The sequence below is a fragment of the Ruegeria sp. AD2(2025) genome (genome assembly GCF_056542385.1).
In genome coordinates this window covers 68,923-88,648 of the sequence record NZ_JBQFZS010000001.1, presented here as the reverse complement: position 1 = coordinate 88,648, position 19,726 = coordinate 68,923, and the positions used below count along the sequence as shown (strand labels likewise).

Genomic DNA, 19,726 nt, shown 5'->3' with positions numbered 1-19,726 from the left:
GGCCCGGACATGACCGATACGATGACAATCGAAGAGTATCTGGCCGCAGGCGGCGTTCTGACCAACCCGGCCAACGTGCCGCCGCGCTATCGCGCCGAGGTGCTGAAGCTGATGGCGACCTTCGTTGACAGCGAACTGGCCGGGGCGGCCGGGTTTGCCGATGCGATCAATCTGGGCCCGGGCATCAAGGAACGTATCGCCGCTGCCCGGATTGTGCTGGAAAAGACCGACAATGCCGACCGTGTTCTGAAAGTCATGGGAGAGTTCGGGGCCGATACCGAACGCTATGCCACGCACCACCCGTGGACCGCCCGCCTGAGCCGTGACGCCGATATCGGGGCCTCGCGGTCCGAGCATGACATGCGCCTTGCGGTGTTCAACTACCCGATCGATGGCTGGGTCGATGCGGTGGTGATGAACCTGCTGATGAGCCGCGCCGTGGCCGAGCAACTGGCCGAGCTGTCGATGGTCTCGTATCAGCCGCTGGCCGAGGCCTTCCGCACCATCGCACCCATCGAGGCGCATCACGGCGAACTGGCGCTGGAAGGGGCCGAAAAGCTGGCGGAACAGGGCATGGGGCCGCAGATGCAGGCCTCGGTCGATTACTGGTGGCCGCGGGTGGCCGCCAGCTTTGGCGCGGCGGATGCGGACAAGACCGAGCGTCTGCGCAAGATGGGGCTGCGCCGCATGACCGGAGCAGAGCTCAAGGCGCGGTGGACTGCAGAGGCCGCGAAGGTTGTAGAGACGCTGGGGTTGAAGACGCCCTGACCGTCAACGCGGACGGCTGATCAGCCCGAACTTCAACGCCAGAGACCGCAGCGTTCTGCGCCTGCGCTTGGTCGCAGGCACGCCCTGCTTGCCGGGCACGCCGCCCTGGCGGTTGAACTCGTACACGTCAATGACCCGCTCGGCGCAGCCGCAGGCCTCGCCCATGCCGACCTTGGCGAAATAGAACTTCTCGAAACGTTCAGGGGTTTGCATGATGATCCTCCGGCGTCAGTAAACCCCGGCGGGCGGCAAAATGCCAAATCAACTCTGCGAAAGCGCGGTCAAAGCCCCCGGACCCCGGTCAGCGTCAGATCGCTGACCAGCGCGGCATAATCCTTGCGCGCGTCGGCATCGGCCCCCGGGTTCCACATATAGTACCAGTTCAGCATCCCGAACACCGACATCGTCGCCGCGCGCAGCTTGGCGGCGTCGTTCTGAAACACCTCGGGCGCGATGTCGGCGATGATACCGCTGAGGAACACGACCATGTCCCGCTGATACCCGCGCAGCAGCTTCTGCTGATCGGCGGGCAGCGCCGACATGCCGCCGGTTTGCACCCGATGTTCATCATCCACACCCTGATAGGCCAGCAGGATTTCGCGCACCGTCATCCGTAACCGGTCCGCTGCGCCAAGGCCCTGCATGTCCAGCCCGCAGATCGCATCGCGCAACTGGCGCAGATAGGTGTCGAGCATGTCGAACAGGATCGCGTCCTTGCTGTCGTAGTAGTGATAGATATTGGCCTTCGAGATCCCGCACTCGCTGGCCAGTTGCGACATCGAGGCCCGGTCGAACCCTTCGCGCGCAAAGACGCGGGCAGCCGATTTCAGGATGCGGGCACGCTTGTGATCATGGTCTTTTGCTATCGTGCGGGCCAAAGCCTTACTCTCCGTCTTTAGGGCTCATGCGTCCCGGTTGTCGATCACACGGCGGGCCTTGCCCTGACTGCGTTCGACCTCGCCGGGTTCGCCTACATCTATCTCGGTGGAAATGCCAACAACCTCTTTGATACGGCGCGACAGCATCCGCGCGGCGGCGGTCTTGCTGAGTTCATCCGCGGCATCCGGCGCGGCCTCGACGTGAATGCGCATCGCGTCCATGCGACCCGCGCGGAATAGTTCGATCTGGTAGTAGGGCGCAAGACCGCCGGTGGCCAGAACCTGTTCCTCGATCTGACTGGGGAAGACGTTGACGCCGCGCAGGATGATCATGTCGTCCGAGCGTCCGGTGATCTTCTCCATCCGCCGCATCGACCGCGCCGTGCCCGGCAGCAGTCGGGTCAGGTCGCGGGTGCGGTAGCGGATCATCGGCAGGCCCTGTTTGGTAAGCGTGGTGAACACGAGTTCCCCCATCTCGCCATCCGGCAGAACCTCGCCCGTCGCGGGGTCGATGATTTCAGGATAGAAGTGATCTTCCCAGATCACCGGCCCGTCTTTGGTTTCGACGCATTCATTCGCCACGCCGGGCCCCATGATCTCGGACAGGCCATAGATGTCGACGGCGTGCATGTCGAACGCCTGCTCGACCTCAGAGCGCATGGAATCCGTCCACGGCTCGGCCCCGAACACGCCGACAGACAGGGAGCACCCGCGCGGGTCGAGACCAACCTTATGATACTGCTCAAGAATATTGAGCATATAGGACGGCGTCACCATGATCCCATCGGGTTTGAAGTCGGTGATCAGATCGACCTGCTTGGCGGTTTGGCCACCGCTCATGGGCACAACGGTCGCCCCCAGACGTTCAATCCCGTAATGCGCGCCCAACCCGCCGGTGAACAGGCCATAACCATAGGCGTTGTGCACCATGTCGCCGCGCCGCAGCCCGCTGGCGCGCAGGGATCGCGCCACCAGATCGGCCCAGTTGTCGATATCGCCCTGGGTATAGCCCACCACGGTCGGCTTTCCAGTGGTCCCAGATGAGGCATGAACACGGACGATTTCCTCGCGCGGGACGGCAAACAGACCAAAGGGATAGTGGTCACGCAGGTCGTTCTTGTAGGTAAACGGGAACCGCGCCAGATCGCTCAGGGATTGCAGATCGTCGGGATGCACCCCCGCCTGCTCGCAGCGCTGGCGGTACATCGGTACGTTGTCATAGGCATGGCGCAGCGACCATTTCAGCCTGTCCAGTTGCAGGCTGCGAATCTCGTCAATCGACGCGATCTCGATCGGATCGAGATCCGCCTTGTTCGGTGTCAGATCCTTCATGCCATCCCTCTTCGTCTTCAGGTCTCGTCAAACACCGGGCCTTTGACCGCGCGGGAAAAGCCCCGAAACTCTGCGATCTTCTGGCCGGTCTGGTTGGTTACGGTCACATCGTAGATGCCGCTGCGTCCGGTCAGGCTCTGTTCCGTCGCGCGGGCGGTCAGGTGGTCGCCCGCATGGGCGGGGGCGACAAAGCTGATGACATTGTGCTGCGCCACCGTAGATTGATTGCGGCTGTTGCAGGCAAAGGCAAAGGCGCTATCGGCCAGCATGAAGGTCACGCCACCATGGCAGATGCCATGTCCGTTGCAATGATGGTCCTGAACGATCAGCGTCAGCGTGGCGCGGCCCTCGTCAACCTCGCCCAACGCCATCCCCGCCCATTTCGAGGCGTCGTCCCGCCCCCACATGGCCGCGGCAGCTTTTTCGGCGCGTTCCTTCGGCGTCATCCTAGTTCCCCCGAAAAACCGGCGCGCGTTTTTCCAGAAACGCAGTCACGCCCTCGGCGTAATCCGCGCTTTCGCCGCAGGTCTTCATCGCGTCGGCCTCGAGCTCCAGATGATCCGTCAGAGTATCCGTCGCGGCAGCTTGAATGGTTTGTTTGGTCAACCCAAGGCCCAGCGTCGGCCCGCTGGCGAACTGCGTGCACATCGCGCGCGCCTCGGTCATCAGATCGGCATCTGGGATCGCCTGCCAGATCAGCCCCCAATCGGCGGCCTGTTGCGCAGGCAAGGGCTGCCCGGTCAGGGCCAACCCCTTGGCGCGCGCCTCGCCCAGCAGGCGCGGCAGGTGCCAGCTGCCGCCCGTATCGGGGATCAGGCCGACCTTGGAAAACGACTGAATGAACTTCGCCGACTCAGCTGCCAGCACCACATCGCAGGCCAGCGCCAGGTTTGCGCCAGCCCCTGCGGCAACCCCATTGACAGCGCAGACAACGGGAAATTCAAGCGACCGGATCAGCCGCACCAGAGGCGCATAGAAGGTGCGCACGGTGTATCCCAGATCGGGCGGACCTTCCATCGTCGCAGGGTTGCGGTCGCCCAGATCCTGCCCGGCACAGAACCCGCGACCCGCGCCGGTCAGCAGTACCGCGCGCGCGCCACCGTCCCGCGCGACCTCGAGCGCGGCGCGCAGGGCATAGTGCATCTCGTCGGTGAAACTGTTCAGGCGATCCGGGCGGTTCAGAGTGATTTCAACCCATTGACCATGATCTTGCGAAAGAATTGTATCAGACATGCCCGGTTCGCTTTGCATAAGTTACAACAAACTTCTTGCATAAACCGAACGGTTGGTCAATAAATTCTCCAAGCTTTTGTGACTCGGCGGATCGGCAAGACCACCTGCGGCCCGTTGATAGTTACAAAACGCACTATTAGCACATTCACGACTTGCGCTTTTGAGGAGGAGACCCGGTCATGAAATTCACCAAGCTCACCACCCTGTTGGCTTCGGCAACGCTGGCGGTGTCCGGCACCATCGCCTTTGCTGCCGATTACACCCTGACGATTTCCAGCTGGGCCCCGCCGACCCATGGCATCAACGCAAAGATGTGGCCCAAGTTTGTCGAGATGGTCGAAGAGGCCACCGACGGCAAAGTCACCGCAGAACTCAAGCTGGGCATCGCCCCGCCGCCCGCGCAGATGGACCTGATCATGGACGGCGCCGCCGATGCCTCGATCATCTTCCACGGCTATCAGCCGGGTCGCTTTGTCACCACCAAGCTGATCGAACTGCCGGGCTACGAAGGCTCGGCCGAGGAGGCTTCGGTCGCCTATTGGCGCGCCTATGACCAGCACCTGAAAGCTGCCGACGAACATCGCGGCGTCAAGGTCATCGCCCTGCACACCCACGGCCCCGCGCAACTGCATTCCAGCAGCCCCGTGACCTCGCTGGACGAAGTGTCAGGCCTCAAGGTCCGCATCCCCGGCGGCGTTGGCGGTGACGTTGGCGCGGCGCTTGGCGCGACCGGCATTCAGGTGCCCGCGCCCAAGGTCTATGAAACGCTGGCCTCGAAAGCCGCCGACGGTGTTGTGATGCCGTTCGAATCCCGCAAGGGCTTCAAGCTGACCGAGGTGGCGCAGAACGTCTATGAACTGCCCGGCGGCCTCTATCGCGGTTCGTTCGCCTTCATCATGAACGAAGACACCTTCGCCGATCTGCCCGCAGACCTGCAGGCGGCGTTGGAAGAAAACGTATTCGGCGAACCCCTGAGCCGTGAAATCGGCAAGATCTGGGATGAGATCGACGCCACCGGACGCGAAGCCACCGAAGCCACCGAAGGCAACGCCATCAACGCGGCCAGCGACGCGGATCTCAAGAAATTCTCGACCATCGCCGAAGACATTCGTGGCAAGGTCATCGCCGAGGTTGACGCGACCGGTGTCGACGCACAGGCGGCCTATGACATGATCAAATCGGAAATGTCCTCGAACTGATCCGATTGCAGGGCGGCCAGATGCGCCGCCCTGCCCTATCCTGCGCGAGTTTCCCATGACCCCGATAATCCAGCTTGTGCGCCGTGCCAGCGCCCTTCCCGTGATTGTGGCCTGCATTGCCCTGTTCATCCTGATGGTGATGACCTTTTGCGATGTCATCCTGCGCTCGGTCTTCAACGCACCGATCGAGGCAGCGACCGAGCTGACGCGCATTCTGATGGCCATTCTGGTGTTTTCGGTGCTGCCCATCGTCTCGACCACAAACGGGCATATCGCGGTTGACCTGACGGATGGGTTCTTCAACCGCCTGCACCTGTCGCGCGCCCGCGACGTGGCGATCTATGTGATCAGTGGCATCATGCTGTTCTGGCCCGTGCAGCGCGTCTGGGTTCTGGCCGAACGCGCACGGGATTATGGGGATGTGACCGAGTATCTCTCGATCCCCACCTACCTGATCGGCTGGTTCATCGCGCTGTCCGTCGCGATCACCGCGCTGGTGATGATTGCGACCGGCCTGCTGAAAGCCTTTGCCCCCAATACCCTGTCGGAGCCCCTGCAATGACCGCTGCGCTGATCGGATTTGCGATTGTCCTGATTCTGGTGCTGATGCGCCTGCCCATCGTCTTTGCCATGGGCCTGGTCGGCACGCTGGGTTTTGCGTATGAGCGCGGCGGGTCGATCCTGTCCGAACGGGGTCTCAAGGCCGCCATGTCGATGGTGGGCCGCCAGATCACCGACACGGCACAGGATTACGGCCTTTCGGTGGTGCCTCTGTTCATTCTCATGGGCCTGTTCGTCAACAAAGGTGGCATGGCGCGTGAGCTTTACGCAGTCTCGAACGCCTTTCTCGGCCATATGCGCGGTGGCATCGCCATGGCGACGGTTGCGGCCTGCGGCGGATTCTCGGCCATTTGCGGATCATCGCTGGCCACGGCGGCCACCATGTCCAAAGTCGCGATGCCACAGATGCGCCGTTATGGCTATTCCGATGAGCTGTCGACCGCGTCGATTGCCGCCGGTGGCACGCTGGGCATCCTGATCCCGCCCTCGGTCATCCTTGTCATCTACGGGCTGCTGACCGAAACCTCGATCGGCAAGCTGTTCATGGCGGGGATCATCCCCGGCATCCTCGGCATTCTGTTCTATCTCTTCGCCGTGCGCTGGACCGTCTGGCGCAACCCCGACTCCGGCCCAGCCGGAGAACGCGCCACATGGTCCGAACGTATCCGCGCTCTGGGCTCGGTCTGGGCCGTGCTGCTGCTATTCTTCTTGGTCATCGGCGGGCTTTACGGTGCCTTCGACTTTGAGCCGCTGAACCTGACCTTCTCGCCCACCGAGGCCGCAGGTATGGGCGCCGCCGGGGCCTTCCTGATCGCCCTCTTTCGCGGGGGTCTGACGGTCGGGTCAACCTTCGAGGTGTTGAAAGAAACTTGCTTCACCGCTTCGGCCCTGTTCGCAGTCCTGATCGGTGCGCAGATCTTTTCGAACTTCATCAACCTCGCCGGTTTACCTGAAGCCCTAATCGCGCTGGTCACGGCATATGATGTCGAGCCCTTTGTGGTGATCCTGATGATCCTCGGCATCTACATCATTCTGGGCTGCGTGTTCGAGTCTCTCTCGATGCTGCTGCTAACCGTCCCGATCTTCTTCCCGCTGGTCACATCGCTGGGCTATGATCCAATCTGGTTCGGCATCGTCGTTGTCGTGGTCACCGAAATCTCGCTGATTACGCCGCCCGTTGGGCTGAACGTCTTCATCCTGAAAGGCGTGGTCGGAGACGTTTCGACAGGCACAATCTTTCGTGGCGTCACCCCGTTCTGGGTCGCCGATATCTTCCGCCTCGCGCTGATCGTTCTGGTGCCCATCGTGGTTCTGTACCTGCCGCAGCAAATGGGCGCGTTGGGGCACTGAGCCCCGCCTAGTCAAAACAGGAGAACACCATGTCCCTGCATCAGATTTCCAGCTTTGCCGCAGGCCAGTGGATCGCACCCGGCGACGGCGCGCGCACCATCGCTTCGGCCATCACCGGCGCGCCCTTTGCGAGCGCCGGAAACGCGGCGCTCGACGTGCAGACGATGCTGGACTATGCCCGCACCACAGGCGGCCCCGCTCTGCGTCAGCTGACGTTCCACGACCGCGCCCGGATGCTGAAGGCTTTGGCGCAGGAGCTATCGGCGCAGAAACAGGCGCTTTACGACCTGAGTTTTGAAACCGGGGCGACGCAGAAAGACCACCTGATCGATATCGACGGCGGCATCGGCACGATGTTTGTCTTCGCCTCGAAAGGGCGGCGCGAGATGCCGGATGCACAGGTCTATCTGGACGGCGACACCGAGCAGCTATCGCGCAACGGGACGTTTCTGGGACAGCATATCTGCACCCCTCTGCAAGGTGTGGCGGTCCATATCAACGCCTTCAACTTTCCGGTTTGGGGAATGCTGGAAAAGCTGGCCCCGACCCTGCTGGCTGGCGTCCCGGCCATCGTGAAGCCTGCCACTAACAGCTGCTATGTCACTGAATTGGCCGTGCGGATCATGCTGGACAGCGGTATCCTTCCTGCGGGCGCGCTGCAATTGGTGTCAGGCGGGTTGGGCGACATGCTGGACCATCTGGGCTGTCAGGATGTGGTCAGCTTTACCGGCTCGGCCAATACCGCGCTGAAGCTGCGGCAGACGCCTGCGATCCTGCAGAACTCGGTCCGGTTCGTGGCCGAGCAGGACAGCCTGAACGCCTCGATCCTTGGCCCGGATGCCGCACCCGGAACGCCCGAGTTTGACCTGTTCGTCAAAGAGGTCAGCCGCGAGATGACCACCAAGGCAGGCCAGAAATGCACCGCCATCCGCCGCATCATCGCACCCGAAGCGCAGGTCGACGCAGTGATTGCCGCACTGTCGGACCGGCTGGCAAAGATCACCATCGGCGACCCGCGGGCCGAGACCACGCGCATGGGCGCGTTGGTGTCGAACGGGCAAAAGGCTGACGTGCTGGAAAAGGCCGCCCTGATCGGGCAGGAGGCCGAGCGCGTCTTCGGCAACCCCGATACCTTCGACCTGCAAGGCCCCGAGACCGGAGCTTTCGTACCCCCGATGTTGTTCCACTGTGCCGATCCCGACAGCGCTCAGCGGGTCCATGATACCGAAGCGTTCGGGCCGGTTTCGACCCTGATGGGCTATCGCGATCTGGATCATGCGGTAGCGCTGGTCAATCACGGTCAGGGGTCGCTGGTGACCTCGCTGATCACTCATGACACCGATGTTGCCCGCGAGGTGGTGATGGGCGCGGCAGCCTATAACGGGCGGATTTATATCAACGATCGCGACTCGATGGGGGAATCGACAGGCCATGGCTCGCCGCTGCCGCATATGGTGCATGGCGGACCGGGCCGCGCAGGCGGGGGCGAGGAACTGGGCGGCGTGCGCGGCGTGAAACACTATATGCAGCGCACCGCCATTCAGGGCTCACCCCGGATGCTCAGCAGCATCGGCCCCGAATGGGTGCCTGGAGCGCCCGAGATCAAGGGCCCCGCGCACCCCTTCACCCGCAAGTTCGGAGAGCTGCAGATCGGTGAGACGCTGCACACGGCTCCGCGCATCATCACGCTGGACGATATCGAACATTTCGCCAATTTCACCGGTGATACGTTCTATGCCCATATGGACGAGGACGCCGCCGCGCGGAACCCGTTCTTCCCGGGCCGCGTGGCGCATGGCTACCTGCTGCTCAGCTTTGCGGCGGGCATGTTTGTCGAGCCGAACGAAGGGCCGGTGCTGGCAAATACAGGCCTCGACGGGCTGCGTTTCATGAAGCCTGTCGTTGCCGGGGACAGCATCAAGGTGCGTCTGACCGTCAAACAGAAGACCCCGCGCAATGACGAGTATGGCGAGGTGCGTTGGCACGTATCGCTGACCAATCAGGATAACGAACCGGTGGCGGAGTATGAACTGCTGACCATGAACGCCCGCTGAATACCTGTTTTTCTTATTGGCTCTAATGGGTTAAACTGGTCGCATGACCAATCAAAGCCCGTGGTTCGAAACGGCTGTGGCCGAACTGACGGACCCGCAGGATCAGCGGGTGTGGTCGATCATTGTCTCGCTGTTCGGCGACATGGCGCAAGAGCCCGGCGCACAGATCTCGGGCGGGGCGCTGACCCGGATCATCGAACCGATGGGGATCAAACCCGAGGCAATCCGCGTTGCCCTGCACCGCCTGCGCAAGGATGGCTGGATCGAAAGCGACCGCATCGGTCGCGTCTCGCGCCATGTGCTAACCGAGTATGGGCGCACACAATCCGCCGCCGTCACGCCACGCATCTATGCGCGCGGCCCTGTTGCCGTTGAACACTGGCACCTGCTGATCGCCGAGGACGGCGCGGGCACACACGTGCTGGAAGACCTGATGCTCAGTCGCGACTATTCGCCAATCGGGCGGAACGTTGCCCTGGGTGCGGGCCCGGTGCCGGATCAGACGGATGGGCTTCTGGCACTTGAGATTTCGCCGCGTGACGCGCCCAAATGGGTGCAGGACCGTCTCTGCCCGCAGGACCTGCGCCTTTCGTGCGGGGCATTGAACAGGGCAGCGCAGAGCGCCCTGCAGACCCGCCCCGACGGCTGGTCGCCGACGCCGCTGCAAAGCGCCACGCTGCGCACCCTGCTGGTGCATCGGTGGCGGCGCGTCGTGCTGCGGCAACCGGACCTACCCGCAGGGTTTTATCCAACAGATTGGGACGGCCCCGCCTGCCGCGAAGCTGTGTTTGGCCTGCTTGACGCCCTGCCCCGCCCTGCGGTCAGCGTGCTGAACGCCACCGGTTGACCCCAGGGCGGCCTGTTCAGGACCCTGGCCGACCCCATATCATGAAGGGGCTGTCGACAGACAGCCGGCGGAAGGGGATGGAACAGGTATGACAACCAAGACCGACATGCTGATCATCGGAGCCGGGTTTTCCGGCCTGACCATGGCGCTTGAGGCCCGAAAGCGGGGCGTCAACCGTATCGCGATACTGGAAAAGGCCGGTGATATCGGCGGCACCTGGCGCGAAAACACCTATCCCGGGGTCGCTTGCGATGTGCCCTCGCACCTTTATTCGATGGCGACCCACCTGAACCCGCACTGGACCCGCGCCTATGCGGGCGGGGCCGAGATTCAGTCTTATCTTCAGCGCATTGCCCGGGACGAGGGGCTGTATGACCTCTGCCACTTTGGCCAAAATCTGAAATCCGCCCGTTGGGATGGTGCCCGCTGGCAGGTCGACACCACCACCGGCGAGCGCTGGTCGGCGCGGTTCCTGATCTCGGCCATCGGCGCGCTGCACCTGCCGCGCATCCCCACCATTCCGGGGGCTGAGAGTTTCCCCGGCCCCAGCTTCCATTCCGCCCAATGGGATCACACCACCCCGCTGAACGGCAAGCGGATCGCGGTGATCGGAACCGGAGCCTCGGCCGTTCAGTTCGTGCCCGAGATCGCTAAGATCGCCGGGCATGTCACCATCTTCCAGCGCAGCGCACCCTACGTGCTGCCCCGCCCCGACGGTCCGATCGCTCCATGGGTGCGGCAGCTCTATCAGCGCATCCCGCTGCTGCCCCGCCTTCGCCGTCAGCTGATCTATATGCTGTACGAGTTCCGCCACCGCGTTTTCCGGCGCGACCCCCGGGCGGTCGAGTTTGCCATGAAAATGTGGCGCAAGGCGCTGGATCAGGCGATCACCGATCCCGCGCTGAAGGCCGCATTGACCCCGGATTATGACATCGGCTGCAAGCGCATCCTCAGTTCGAATGACTGGTACCCGGCGCTGGCGCGCGACACCGTGGATGTTGTGCCCCATGGTGTTGTCAGGATCGAACAGAACCGCATCATCGCGACGGATGGCACCGAGGGCGAGGCCGACGTTCTGATCTGGGGCACCGGGTTTCGTGTCACTGACATGGCCGACGCATTGGACATCACCGGCGCAAACGACCTGACCCTGCAACAGGCTTGGTCAAACGGGATGGAGGCCAATCTGGGCACCGCCATTGCCGGGTTTCCGAATTTCTTCATGCTGCTTGGCCCCCATACCGGGCTGGGCCACAACTCGGTCGTTCTGATGATCGAGGCGCAGGTCGAACACATCGGCCGCATCCTGAGCGCGATGCGGGATCGCGGGGTCGATATCGTGACGCCCGACGCCGACCGGCAGGCGGCGTTCACCCGGGAAATGCAGGACCGTCATGCCGACAGTATCTGGCAATCCGGCGGCTGTACCTCGTGGTACCAGGACGCCAACGGGCGCAACACGACGCTCTGGCCCGGCACCGTGTCCGAGTTCAGAAAACGCATGGCGCGATCCGGGCTGGAACAGTACCATCCGGTGACCGGGACAAGCGGAGAAAACTGATGTGGACACTGATGGTGATTGCCGGTCTTCTGGCCGCCTTCCTGCTGGGCATGAACCTCTGGACCCGCCGCCTGACCCGGCAAGGGACAGAGATGGTGCCGCAACTGGGCCAGATCACCCCAGTCGAGGGCGGCGCAATCCACTTTGTCGAAAAAGGCGACCCGTCAAAGCCCACAATCGTCATGATCCACGGCCTGTCCGGGCAATTGCAGCATTTCACCTACGCGCTGATGGATGACCTCGCCAGAGATTATCACGTTCTGGCGGTCGACCGCCCGGGCTGCGGCTACTCCACCCGCGACGCGGCACGGCTGGCCACGCTGCCCGAACAGGCGCGCATGATCCATGCGTTTCTTCAGGCCAAAGGCGTGCGTGACCCCATTCTGGTCGGGCATTCTCTGGGCGGTGCGGTTGCGCTGGCGATGGCGCTTGATTACCCCAACCACATCCGGGCGCTGGCGCTGCTGGCCCCGCTGACGCAGCAGATGCCCGCGACGCCTGCGGTCTTCAAACCGCTTGAAATCCGCACCGAATGGCTGCGCAGCCTGATCGGCCACACCATTGCGGTGCCGATGGCCCGCAAGACCGCCCCGCTGGTCCTGAGGGACGTTTTCGCGCCCGAGCCCGCCCCGTCAGATTTTCTGGACCGCGCCGGTGGTGCCCTGGGGCTACGCCCGTCGGCCTTCATCACGGCCTCGCAGGACGTGATCGGGATCGAAGCCAGCATGGGCCCCCAGTGTCAGCGCTATGATGATCTGCGTGTCCCCGGCGGCATTCTTTTCGGCGCGCAGGACCCGATCCTGTCGGCGGATTTCCATGGCGCACCCATGGCGCAATACGGTCTGAGCGTCGAGACATTGCAGGATCGCGGCCACATGATCCTGATCACCATGCCCGACGCCTGCGCCAGCTTCATTCGCCGGATCGCCGAGGCCGCAAAGGTCTCGCCAACGCGGGCCGACGCCCCCTGAACCGGGCCTTCAAAGAATCCCGACCCGGGCGCTTTTCCCTCTTGACCCTCCTCGGCCCCTCGCTTACATCGCCTCTCACTTACGGCGGAGTAGCTCAGTTGGTTAGAGCAGCGGAATCATAATCCGCGTGTCGGGGGTTCAAGTCCCTCCTCCGCTACCATCAATCCCCCAAACCCTGGACTATGCCGCTGCGTGAGCCGTCGGGCCTGATGACAGTACCGCTGTAGCGTAAAGCGGCTTGTGGTTCGCCTGATGCCGCTGCGCGAATGCGGTCATGCGCCGACCCTTGGCAGGCACATCCCGCGCGGGCAGAGGGTGGAAATCGGGCCTGGTGATTTCGGGGAACAGGGCATGAATTTCGGCAAGCGCCTCGGGCGACAGTGACTTGAGCGCTTCGGGTCCGGTAAACAGGCTCTCGGTCGGAGAGTCGTTCGAAAAGACAATCTCGTGCCGGTCGAACAGAATGTGATAATACTCGATACCTTCCGCCGGGGTGTCGATATGCACCCCCTCCAGCGGCAGCAGTTTTTTGGCCGGGATAAGCACCTCGTCAACGCCGAACATACGCCGGGCAATTTTGGAACGCGCGAGGATACGGTGCTGTGGCGAGACACGCAGATCCCGGGACGGCAGGCCCGGACCCAGAGCCCCGGCGTCGATGCAAATGGGCCGAAGTTTGGGGTTTACCGCAAGCTCAGCCCCATCGAGCCGCCGCCGTCCGATCCAGCGGATCTGCTGGTATCCATGATCGAGGGTTCGCACGCTATCACCAACGGCCAGATCCTCGACGGCGCGTGCGCCATCGCGTGTTTCGATCTGAACACCGCGGGCAAAACACACCAGCGCATCAAAGCCCAGCAAGCCGCTCCCGCCGCTCAGATAGTTCAGTGTGATCTCCGAAATCGGTATTTTGAACTGAACCCGAAACCCTTCGTTCTGAGCCCCGGATGTGCCATCCAGTATGGTACCGTTGACCACATCAAGTCCGTTGTTAGGCAGCGGCGTTCCGTTCCCCCGGGTTATGACGACATCCCCATTCGCAATCGCCTGTTCAAGGTTGAACGTCGTACCGTTTACCTCAAATTGCGCTTCTTCTCCGAAAGCGGCGTCAAGATCCCCGACCCGTATGATGAGACCGGGTAGCGGGTCCTCAAAGTTGATGGTGGCGGACTGGCCGTCATCCAGCACAAGATTGCCCCCCGCGCCGGCCGTACCGGATGACGCGATCTCATAATTCGTGGTTACGCCGTTGTAGGTGATAGAGCCCGTTGCACCATCACTCCAGTCGTTGATTGCGTCTTGTATCATCTTGACCTTCCAGAACCGCCCGCGCCGTCAGTTATGACATCGCCGGATTAAGCAATTGAAAACGCGGATATATGAGAGCGAGCGGTTGAATCTTGCTTGCGGATTTCGCGCCGTTCATCGCCACTTGCAGCGGCACTGTCAATCGCTCGTTTGTGGACAATTTGTCCTGCCCTGCTCACCGGCACCGACCCTAGTGAAAATCCCGCGATTTGGGGATGACCCGCACATCCCGCGGGTGTCTGTGCGTGTACCGCGGCATGGGTTTACGGACCTCATCGCTGTGGGCCAGCGGTACGTCCAGAACGTCGTTTGACAGACGCTCTAACGCATCGCTGCGATCCAGAAGATGATGGGCGACCACGTGAATCACATCCGCATCGCGCTGTACGATGCCCCGCACCTCTAATAGTCGCGCCTGCATGATCGCCTTGCGATAGGTCTGCATCACCCGGGACCAGATCACCAGATTGGCAATGCCGGTTTCGTCTTCCAACGTGATGAAACAGACGCCCTTGGCGCTGCCCGGGCGTTGCCTGACCAGAACCAGCCCGGCCAGCGAAACCGCCTGCCCGTTGCGCATTCCCAGCAGATCACCGGCGCGGCGATAGCCCTGCCGCGTCATGCTGGCCCGCAGAAAGGACATCGGGTGCGCCTTGAGCGACAGGCGCAGCGTCTGGTAATCGGCCACCACATGCTCGCACCGCGGCATTTGCGGCAACGTGAACACAGGTTCGGGGCCTTCATCGCGACGATCCGCGAAAAGAGGCAGGTCGGGCGCGTCCCGCAGGGCCCGTGTGTCCCACAAAGCCTGCCTGCGATCCCGCCCGACTGAGCGGAAGCTGTCCGCCGCCGCCAGTTTGCGCATCGTGCCCGCATCGACCTTCGCCCGCCGCTTGAGGTCTTCTATGTCCGCAAAAGGGCTATCGCGGGCCTGCAGCACCCGCCCCATCACCTCGTGCGAGAGCCCGTCCACCTGCCGAAAACCAAGGCGCACGGCAAAGGCACCGGGGCCGTTGGGCTCCAGACTGTTGTCCCAGTTGCTGTAGTTCACATCGGGCGCGCGGACCTCGACCCCATGTTCGCGCGCGTCACGGACGATCTGAGCGGGGGCATAAAACCCCATCGGCTGAGAATTCAGCAACGCGGCGCAGAAGACATCCGGGTAATGGCATTTGATCCAGCTTGAGATGTAAACCAGCAGGGCAAAGCTGGCCGCGTGGCTTTCGGGAAAGCCATAATCTCCGAACCCCTTGATCTGGTTGAAACATCGCGCGGCAAACGCGGGGTCATAGCCGCGCCGGATCATGCGGCTGACCATCTTGTCCTCAAGCTCTCCGATCGTGCCGCGGGACCGGAACGTGGCCATGGCCTTGCGCAGGTCATTGGCTTCCTGCGGGGAAAATTCGGCCGCGACCATGGCGATCTTCATCGCCTGTTCCTGAAAGATCGGCACGCCGTTGGTGCGCCCCAGAATGTTGCGCAGCTCATCCGGGTCATGGTCCGGCCCCGGGCTGGGATACTCCACCGGCTCGGCCCCGCTGCGGCGGCGCAGATAGGGATGGACCATGTCGCCCTGAATCGGACCGGGGCGCACGATGGCCACCTGAATGACAAGATCATAGAATTCCCGGGGCTTCAGCCGGGGCAGCATGTTCATCTGCGCGCGGCTTTCCACCTGAAACGTGCCAAGGCTGTCGCCTTTGCAGAGCATGTCATAGACCGCCGGGTCCTCTGGCGGCACGGTGGCCAGATCGAACCGTTCTCCATGATGCGCCGCGATCAGATCAAAGGCCTTGCGGATACAGGTCAGCATCCCCAGCGCCAGCACATCGATCTTCAGAATGCGCAACTCGTCAATGTCATCCTTGTCCCATTCGATAAAGCTGCGATCGGCCATGGCGCCATTGCCGATGGGCACGGTCCGGGTCAGCGGGGTCTGGGTCAGGATGAACCCACCCACATGCTGGCTGAGATGGCGCGGCATCCCGATCATCTGGTCCGCCAGCTTGATGGTGCGCGCCATCAGCGGATCGCGCAGGTCGATACCGGCCTCGCGGGCCTCGCGCTCGCCCACTTCGCGGCCCCAACTGCCCCAGATGGTTTTCGCAAGTGCCGAGGTCACATCCTCGGACAGCCCCATGACCTTGCCCACCTCGCGCACGGCCATGCGCGGGCGGTAATGGATCACGGTGGCGCACAGCCCCGCCCGGTCGCGGCCGTATTTTTCATAGACATGCTGTATGACCTCTTCGCGCCGCTCATGTTCGAAATCGACATCAATATCGGGCGGCTCGATCCGTTCCTCGGAGATAAAGCGTTCGAACAGCAGATCGTTCTTGTCGGGGTCCACGGCGGTGATGCCCAGCACGTAACACACCGCCGAATTGGCCGCCGATCCCCGCCCCTGACACAAGATGGGCGGCTGCGTCTGATGCCGGGCGAACTGTATGATGTCGTAGATGGTCAGAAAATACTGGGCGATCTGCATCTTGCCGATCAGAGCAAGCTCTTTCTCCAGCGCCGCCCGGACCTTGTCCGGCACCCCTGCGGGATAACGCCGGTCTGCGCCCTTCCACGTCAACTCGGCCAGATAACCCTGCGGAGTTTTGCCTTTCGGGATGGTTTCCTGCGGGTATTCATAAGACAGTTCCCGCAGGTCGAACCGGCAGGCATCCGCAACCTCGCGCGCGGCGCGGATCGCATGGGGCCAGTCGGCAAACAACTGCGCCATCTGGGCCGGAGATTTCAGGTGCCGCTCGGCATTGGCCTGCAGCAGGAACCCCGCCTGCGTGATGGTCGTCTTGTGCAGGATACAGGTCATCACATCCTGCAGCGGACGCCGGTCGGGCGCGTGGTAATGCACATCATTGGTCGCCAATATCGACAGACCATGTACCCGCGCCAGCCGGTCCAGCGCGTTGATCCGCGCCCGGTCATCACCGCGATACAGATAGCTGGCCGCGATATGGCGCAAACCGGGCAAAGCGCGAGCCAGACGCGGCAGGCCCGCTGCAAACAGGCCCGCATCCTCGCCGGGTATGGCGATCAGCTGCACACCCTCGGCATGGGCGGCCAGATCCTCCAGCGTGATATGGCACAGCCCCTTCTGCTGCCAGGCGCCCTCTGCATCCTGCATTTTTCCCTTGGACAGCAACATGCAGAGCCGCCCATAAGCGTCGCGATCGCGTGGATAGGCCAGAAATTCTTCGCCGCTGACAAGGCGCAGGCGGCAGCCGATAACAGGCCGCATCCGCGCCTTGGACGCTTCGGCATACAGGCGCACGACCCCGGCCATGGTGTTCAGGTCCGCCACCCCAATCGCGTCATAGCCCTGCGCCCAGGCCGTCGCCGCCAGATCCACCGCATCTGAAGCCCCGCGCAGGAATGAGAAACAGGTGGTCAGGCCCAGTTCGACAAAATCCGCCCGCGGGTTGGGGGTAAAGCCCTCATGTGTCAGGGTCCGCCGGGGGCGCTGATGATCCATCTCGGGCATCAGGCAAACATCCCGTGCACGAACCAGCGCGGCGCACCGCCGCGCCCATCCTCATGCAGCCCTTCGCGGTAAAGCCACAGGCGCGCGCCGTGCTGATCCTCGATCCTGAAATAGTCGCGCAGCCTTGTGCCGGCGCGGTCGCACCACCATTCCGGCGCGATCCGCTCTGGCCCCGCATACCGGGCGACCTTATGGGGCCTCCTGCGCCAGATGAATTGCACGGGCGGGCCTTCGGGCACGGCGTAGAGAACCCGCACCTCTTCGGGCACGCGCAGCAGGCGGACGGGGCGTTCGGGGCGCGCCGACACGGTCTCGGCCCCGGCTGCGTGCAGGGCCGGGACCGTGGCTTCGGCGCGTTCGGGGATATGGCTGGCCTGCAGCACAGGGCGCTTGACAGCCGCAGCCCCGAACCGAGCGACCAGACGGTCCACAAGCCGGGGCAGTTCGACATCCTGCGCGTCTGAGCCATCCAGATTGTGCTGACTCAGCGCGATGGGTTCAACCACGCGCGCCTCAAGCGTGATCAGATCGAAGCCAAAACCGGGGTTGATCCGCTCCAGCCGGTCGTCGAACAGGCGGCGCAGATGATCGGCATCGCGCGTAGGGGCCGAGGTGGCAGCCCCAACCTCGCTGACCTCGCCATCGGTCCGGTAGACGGTCAGGGCCAGACGGCGGCAACCCAGACCGTGATGGGCCAGCTGATCGCATAAGGCGCTGCAAAGCTGCGACAGATAGGCGGTAGGGTCCTGTATCGGCTCGGGCAGCCGGGCTTGCGATATGATCCGGGGGGCGGCGTCCTGACTGGCGACGGGCTCTGCCAGATGGCCCATCGCCTGATCCAGCCGGATCAGCGGATTGGCCTGCGTTTCGGCCCGGGTAAAGCGCCGGGCCAGCGACAAGCGGGGCACCTGAGCCAGCGCGCCGATGGTTTTCAGACCAAGACGCCGCAAAAGCAGCAGGGTCGCCGCAGTCAGTCGTAACCCGTCAACCGGCACAGGCGCCAGCATCGGTGCAAGCTGATCGTCCCGGCAAACTGCGCGCACCGGCCCGTAACGAGCCAGCGCCCAGGCCGCGCCCCATGTGGGGGCCACCGCCAGTTGCGCGCTGAGGCCCAGACCGGACAGCCGGGCCTCTATCTCGGCCAGCATCGCGGCTTCGCCCCCCAGAAGATGATCGCTGCCCGTGGTTTCGAGGATCAGACCATCCGGCCCGTCCACCACCGTCCACGGACACCAGCGTCGCGCCCAAAGCATAAGACGGTCCAGCGCCGCGCTGTCGCCTGCCACATCCGCATATTCGACCCGCAGATCGGGACAGGCCGCGCGAACATCCACCACCCGCGCGCCCACCGAGGCCCCGGCCAGACAGGCGGCGCGATTGGTGGCGTGGATCACCGGGCCGTGCGGGCCTTCGGTCACCAGAACAACGGGAACATCATCCGGCGGCGCCGCGCCGGTACGCCCTATCGTGATCTGCCACCGCTCGATCGCGAACCGGGGCAGACAGATCGACACGATCCGCCGCCCGGTCATACGTCGCAATCCATGTGCCGGGCCGCTGATGACGCGAGCGGAAAAGTTCGACTTTCCAGCGTGGCGCGCCCGGCGATTTGGTATCGTCCGGATGCGGTAGCGAGGGCAGCGACATCACCCGCCAGCGGTTGCGCGCGGCACTCAGATCCGGCGACGCGGCGCGGCGCATCATCCAGCACGGAACGCCATGACGCTCGGCCCGCAGGGCCAGCCGCTTGGTTGCCGTAAAATCCAACACCGGCGGCGCGCCCCACACTTCGCCGATCACAGCCTTCAGCGCCCGGCAGCGCAACCCCTCCTCCAACGCCCAAAGCACATCGGCGGGCCGGTTTATATCGACCCGGATCACCGACCGGCCTGCCAGCCCTGGCAGATACGGCTGACCCGCCTCGGTGCGCGACAACCGGTCCTGCACCCACAAGACCGGCCCCGGCCCCTTGGGCAGAGCAGTCAGCACAAACCCGACCGCCCCCGCATCCGTCGCCGCGTCCGGGAAGACTTCGGACAGTGTCGCCTCCTGCCCTTTCGACGCTGCAAACCATCGTTTCCGACGGTGCGCCAGGGTGAAATTCGTGTCGCACAGCACAAGTGATTCCAATTTTTGTTCACCTTATGTTCTACACAATTTGGTTGCTTTTT

17 protein-coding genes and 1 tRNA gene are annotated in these 19,726 nt (G+C 63.2%); 9 read left to right on the top strand and 9 right to left on the bottom strand.

Going from position 1 to position 19,726, the window contains the following annotated elements:
* The first annotated feature begins 9 nt into the window (after nucleotides 1-9).
* Nucleotides 10-768: a Phenylacetic acid catabolic protein gene (locus tag ACR1XV_RS00405; protein ID WP_480528284.1), complete on the top strand. Its 759-nt coding sequence runs from the start codon at nucleotides 10-12 to the stop codon at nucleotides 766-768.
* 3 nt (nucleotides 769-771) lie between these two features.
* Here ACR1XV_RS00405 and ACR1XV_RS00400 read toward each other — a convergent pair whose 3' ends face one another.
* The 5 genes from ACR1XV_RS00400 to paaG all read right to left on the bottom strand — a co-directional run bounded on the left by ACR1XV_RS00400 (nucleotide 772) and on the right by paaG (nucleotide 4,211).
* Entirely contained in the window at nucleotides 772-981 is a 210-nt protein-coding gene (locus tag ACR1XV_RS00400; protein ID WP_480528283.1) for a hypothetical protein, read from the bottom strand.
* 68 nt (nucleotides 982-1,049) lie between these two features.
* On the bottom strand, nucleotides 1,050-1,646 hold the full coding sequence (locus ACR1XV_RS00395) for a TetR/AcrR family transcriptional regulator (protein WP_480528282.1): 597 nt from the start codon (nucleotides 1,644-1,646) through the stop codon (nucleotides 1,050-1,052).
* Between the two features lie 24 nt (nucleotides 1,647-1,670).
* Nucleotides 1,671-2,978: a phenylacetate--CoA ligase PaaK gene (gene paaK / locus ACR1XV_RS00390; RefSeq protein WP_480528281.1), complete on the bottom strand. Its 1,308-nt coding sequence runs from the start codon at nucleotides 2,976-2,978 to the stop codon at nucleotides 1,671-1,673.
* A 17-nt stretch (nucleotides 2,979-2,995) separates the two neighbouring features.
* Nucleotides 2,996-3,424, bottom strand: coding sequence for a hydroxyphenylacetyl-CoA thioesterase PaaI (gene paaI / locus ACR1XV_RS00385; RefSeq protein ID WP_480528280.1), 429 nt, complete (start codon nucleotides 3,422-3,424; stop codon nucleotides 2,996-2,998).
* Nucleotide 3,425: 1 nt separating this feature from the next.
* The gene (paaG, locus tag ACR1XV_RS00380) at nucleotides 3,426-4,211 is read right to left on the bottom strand and encodes a 2-(1,2-epoxy-1,2-dihydrophenyl)acetyl-CoA isomerase PaaG (RefSeq protein ID WP_480528279.1); all 786 of its coding nucleotides are present in this window, start codon (nucleotides 4,209-4,211) and stop codon (nucleotides 3,426-3,428) included.
* Nucleotides 4,212-4,390: 179 nt separating this feature from the next.
* On the opposite strand from paaG, the gene ACR1XV_RS00375 reads away from it, so the two are divergent.
* From ACR1XV_RS00375 to ACR1XV_RS00340, 8 genes are all read left to right on the top strand, one after another.
* Nucleotides 4,391-5,410 (top strand): TRAP transporter substrate-binding protein, encoded by a 1,020-nt coding sequence (locus ACR1XV_RS00375; RefSeq protein WP_480528278.1) that lies wholly within the window; start codon nucleotides 4,391-4,393, stop codon nucleotides 5,408-5,410.
* A 55-nt stretch (nucleotides 5,411-5,465) separates the two neighbouring features.
* Nucleotides 5,466-5,972: a TRAP transporter small permease gene (locus ACR1XV_RS00370; RefSeq protein ID WP_480528277.1), complete on the top strand. Its 507-nt coding sequence runs from the start codon at nucleotides 5,466-5,468 to the stop codon at nucleotides 5,970-5,972.
* Complete coding sequence (locus tag ACR1XV_RS00365; protein WP_480528276.1) at nucleotides 5,969-7,321, top strand: TRAP transporter large permease; 1,353 nt, start codon at nucleotides 5,969-5,971, stop codon at nucleotides 7,319-7,321. Before ACR1XV_RS00370 ends, ACR1XV_RS00365 begins: the two co-directional genes overlap by 4 nt.
* A gap of 29 nt (nucleotides 7,322-7,350) precedes the next feature.
* Nucleotides 7,351-9,375 (top strand): phenylacetic acid degradation bifunctional protein PaaZ, encoded by a 2,025-nt coding sequence (paaZ, locus tag ACR1XV_RS00360; RefSeq protein ID WP_480528275.1) that lies wholly within the window; start codon nucleotides 7,351-7,353, stop codon nucleotides 9,373-9,375.
* A gap of 43 nt (nucleotides 9,376-9,418) precedes the next feature.
* A complete protein-coding gene (locus ACR1XV_RS00355) occupies nucleotides 9,419-10,222 on the top strand; it encodes a PaaX family transcriptional regulator C-terminal domain-containing protein (RefSeq protein ID WP_480528274.1) in 804 nt (267 codons plus the stop codon).
* An 88-nt stretch (nucleotides 10,223-10,310) separates the two neighbouring features.
* The gene (locus ACR1XV_RS00350; protein ID WP_480528273.1) at nucleotides 10,311-11,783 is read left to right on the top strand and encodes a flavin-containing monooxygenase; all 1,473 of its coding nucleotides are present in this window, start codon (nucleotides 10,311-10,313) and stop codon (nucleotides 11,781-11,783) included.
* The gene (locus tag ACR1XV_RS00345; RefSeq protein WP_480528272.1) at nucleotides 11,783-12,754 is read left to right on the top strand and encodes an alpha/beta fold hydrolase; all 972 of its coding nucleotides are present in this window, start codon (nucleotides 11,783-11,785) and stop codon (nucleotides 12,752-12,754) included. The genes ACR1XV_RS00350 and ACR1XV_RS00345 overlap by 1 nt, the downstream gene beginning before the upstream one ends.
* A gap of 83 nt (nucleotides 12,755-12,837) precedes the next feature.
* A tRNA-Met gene (locus ACR1XV_RS00340) sits at nucleotides 12,838-12,914 on the top strand.
* Between the two features lie 20 nt (nucleotides 12,915-12,934).
* Here the strand turns inward: ACR1XV_RS00340 and ACR1XV_RS00335 are convergent.
* From ACR1XV_RS00335 to ACR1XV_RS00320, 4 genes are all read right to left on the bottom strand, one after another.
* On the bottom strand, nucleotides 12,935-14,062 hold the full coding sequence (locus ACR1XV_RS00335; protein ID WP_480528271.1) for a Hint domain-containing protein: 1,128 nt from the start codon (nucleotides 14,060-14,062) through the stop codon (nucleotides 12,935-12,937).
* Between the two features lie 190 nt (nucleotides 14,063-14,252).
* Complete coding sequence (locus tag ACR1XV_RS00330) at nucleotides 14,253-17,555, bottom strand: error-prone DNA polymerase (RefSeq protein ID WP_480528270.1); 3,303 nt, start codon at nucleotides 17,553-17,555, stop codon at nucleotides 14,253-14,255.
* Nucleotides 17,555-19,087, bottom strand: a complete 1,533-nt coding sequence (locus ACR1XV_RS00325) for a Y-family DNA polymerase (protein ID WP_480529267.1) — start codon at nucleotides 19,085-19,087, stop codon at nucleotides 17,555-17,557. The genes ACR1XV_RS00330 and ACR1XV_RS00325 overlap by 1 nt, the downstream gene beginning before the upstream one ends.
* Nucleotides 18,990-19,685, bottom strand: coding sequence for an ImuA family protein (locus tag ACR1XV_RS00320; RefSeq protein WP_480528269.1), 696 nt, complete (start codon nucleotides 19,683-19,685; stop codon nucleotides 18,990-18,992). Before ACR1XV_RS00320 ends, ACR1XV_RS00325 begins: the two co-directional genes overlap by 98 nt.
* Between the last annotated feature and the right edge of the window lie 41 nt (nucleotides 19,686-19,726).

Bases quoted from the DNA above. Each gene is read 5' to 3' on its own strand.
- paaK (WP_480528281.1), bottom strand. From the start codon at position 2,978: ATGAAGGATCTGACACCGAACAAGGCGGATCTCGATCCGATCGAGATC.
- ACR1XV_RS00405 (WP_480528284.1), top strand. From the start codon at position 10: ATGACCGATACGATGACAATCGAAGAGTATCTGGCCGCAGGCGGCGTT.
- ACR1XV_RS00330 (WP_480528270.1), bottom strand. From the start codon at position 17,555: ATGCCCGAGATGGATCATCAGCGCCCCCGGCGGACCCTGACACATGAG.
- ACR1XV_RS00365 (WP_480528276.1), top strand. From the start codon at position 5,969: ATGACCGCTGCGCTGATCGGATTTGCGATTGTCCTGATTCTGGTGCTG.
- paaG (WP_480528279.1), bottom strand. From the start codon at position 4,211: ATGTCTGATACAATTCTTTCGCAAGATCATGGTCAATGGGTTGAAATC.
- ACR1XV_RS00375 (WP_480528278.1), top strand. From the start codon at position 4,391: ATGAAATTCACCAAGCTCACCACCCTGTTGGCTTCGGCAACGCTGGCG.
- paaZ (WP_480528275.1), top strand. From the start codon at position 7,351: ATGTCCCTGCATCAGATTTCCAGCTTTGCCGCAGGCCAGTGGATCGCA.
- ACR1XV_RS00350 (WP_480528273.1), top strand. From the start codon at position 10,311: ATGACAACCAAGACCGACATGCTGATCATCGGAGCCGGGTTTTCCGGC.
- ACR1XV_RS00370 (WP_480528277.1), top strand. From the start codon at position 5,466: ATGACCCCGATAATCCAGCTTGTGCGCCGTGCCAGCGCCCTTCCCGTG.
- ACR1XV_RS00400 (WP_480528283.1), bottom strand. From the start codon at position 981: ATGCAAACCCCTGAACGTTTCGAGAAGTTCTATTTCGCCAAGGTCGGC.
- ACR1XV_RS00345 (WP_480528272.1), top strand. From the start codon at position 11,783: ATGTGGACACTGATGGTGATTGCCGGTCTTCTGGCCGCCTTCCTGCTG.
- ACR1XV_RS00325 (WP_480529267.1), bottom strand. From the start codon at position 19,087: ATGACCGGGCGGCGGATCGTGTCGATCTGTCTGCCCCGGTTCGCGATC.
- paaI (WP_480528280.1), bottom strand. From the start codon at position 3,424: ATGACGCCGAAGGAACGCGCCGAAAAAGCTGCCGCGGCCATGTGGGGG.
- ACR1XV_RS00355 (WP_480528274.1), top strand. From the start codon at position 9,419: ATGACCAATCAAAGCCCGTGGTTCGAAACGGCTGTGGCCGAACTGACG.
- ACR1XV_RS00335 (WP_480528271.1), bottom strand. From the start codon at position 14,062: ATGATACAAGACGCAATCAACGACTGGAGTGATGGTGCAACGGGCTCT.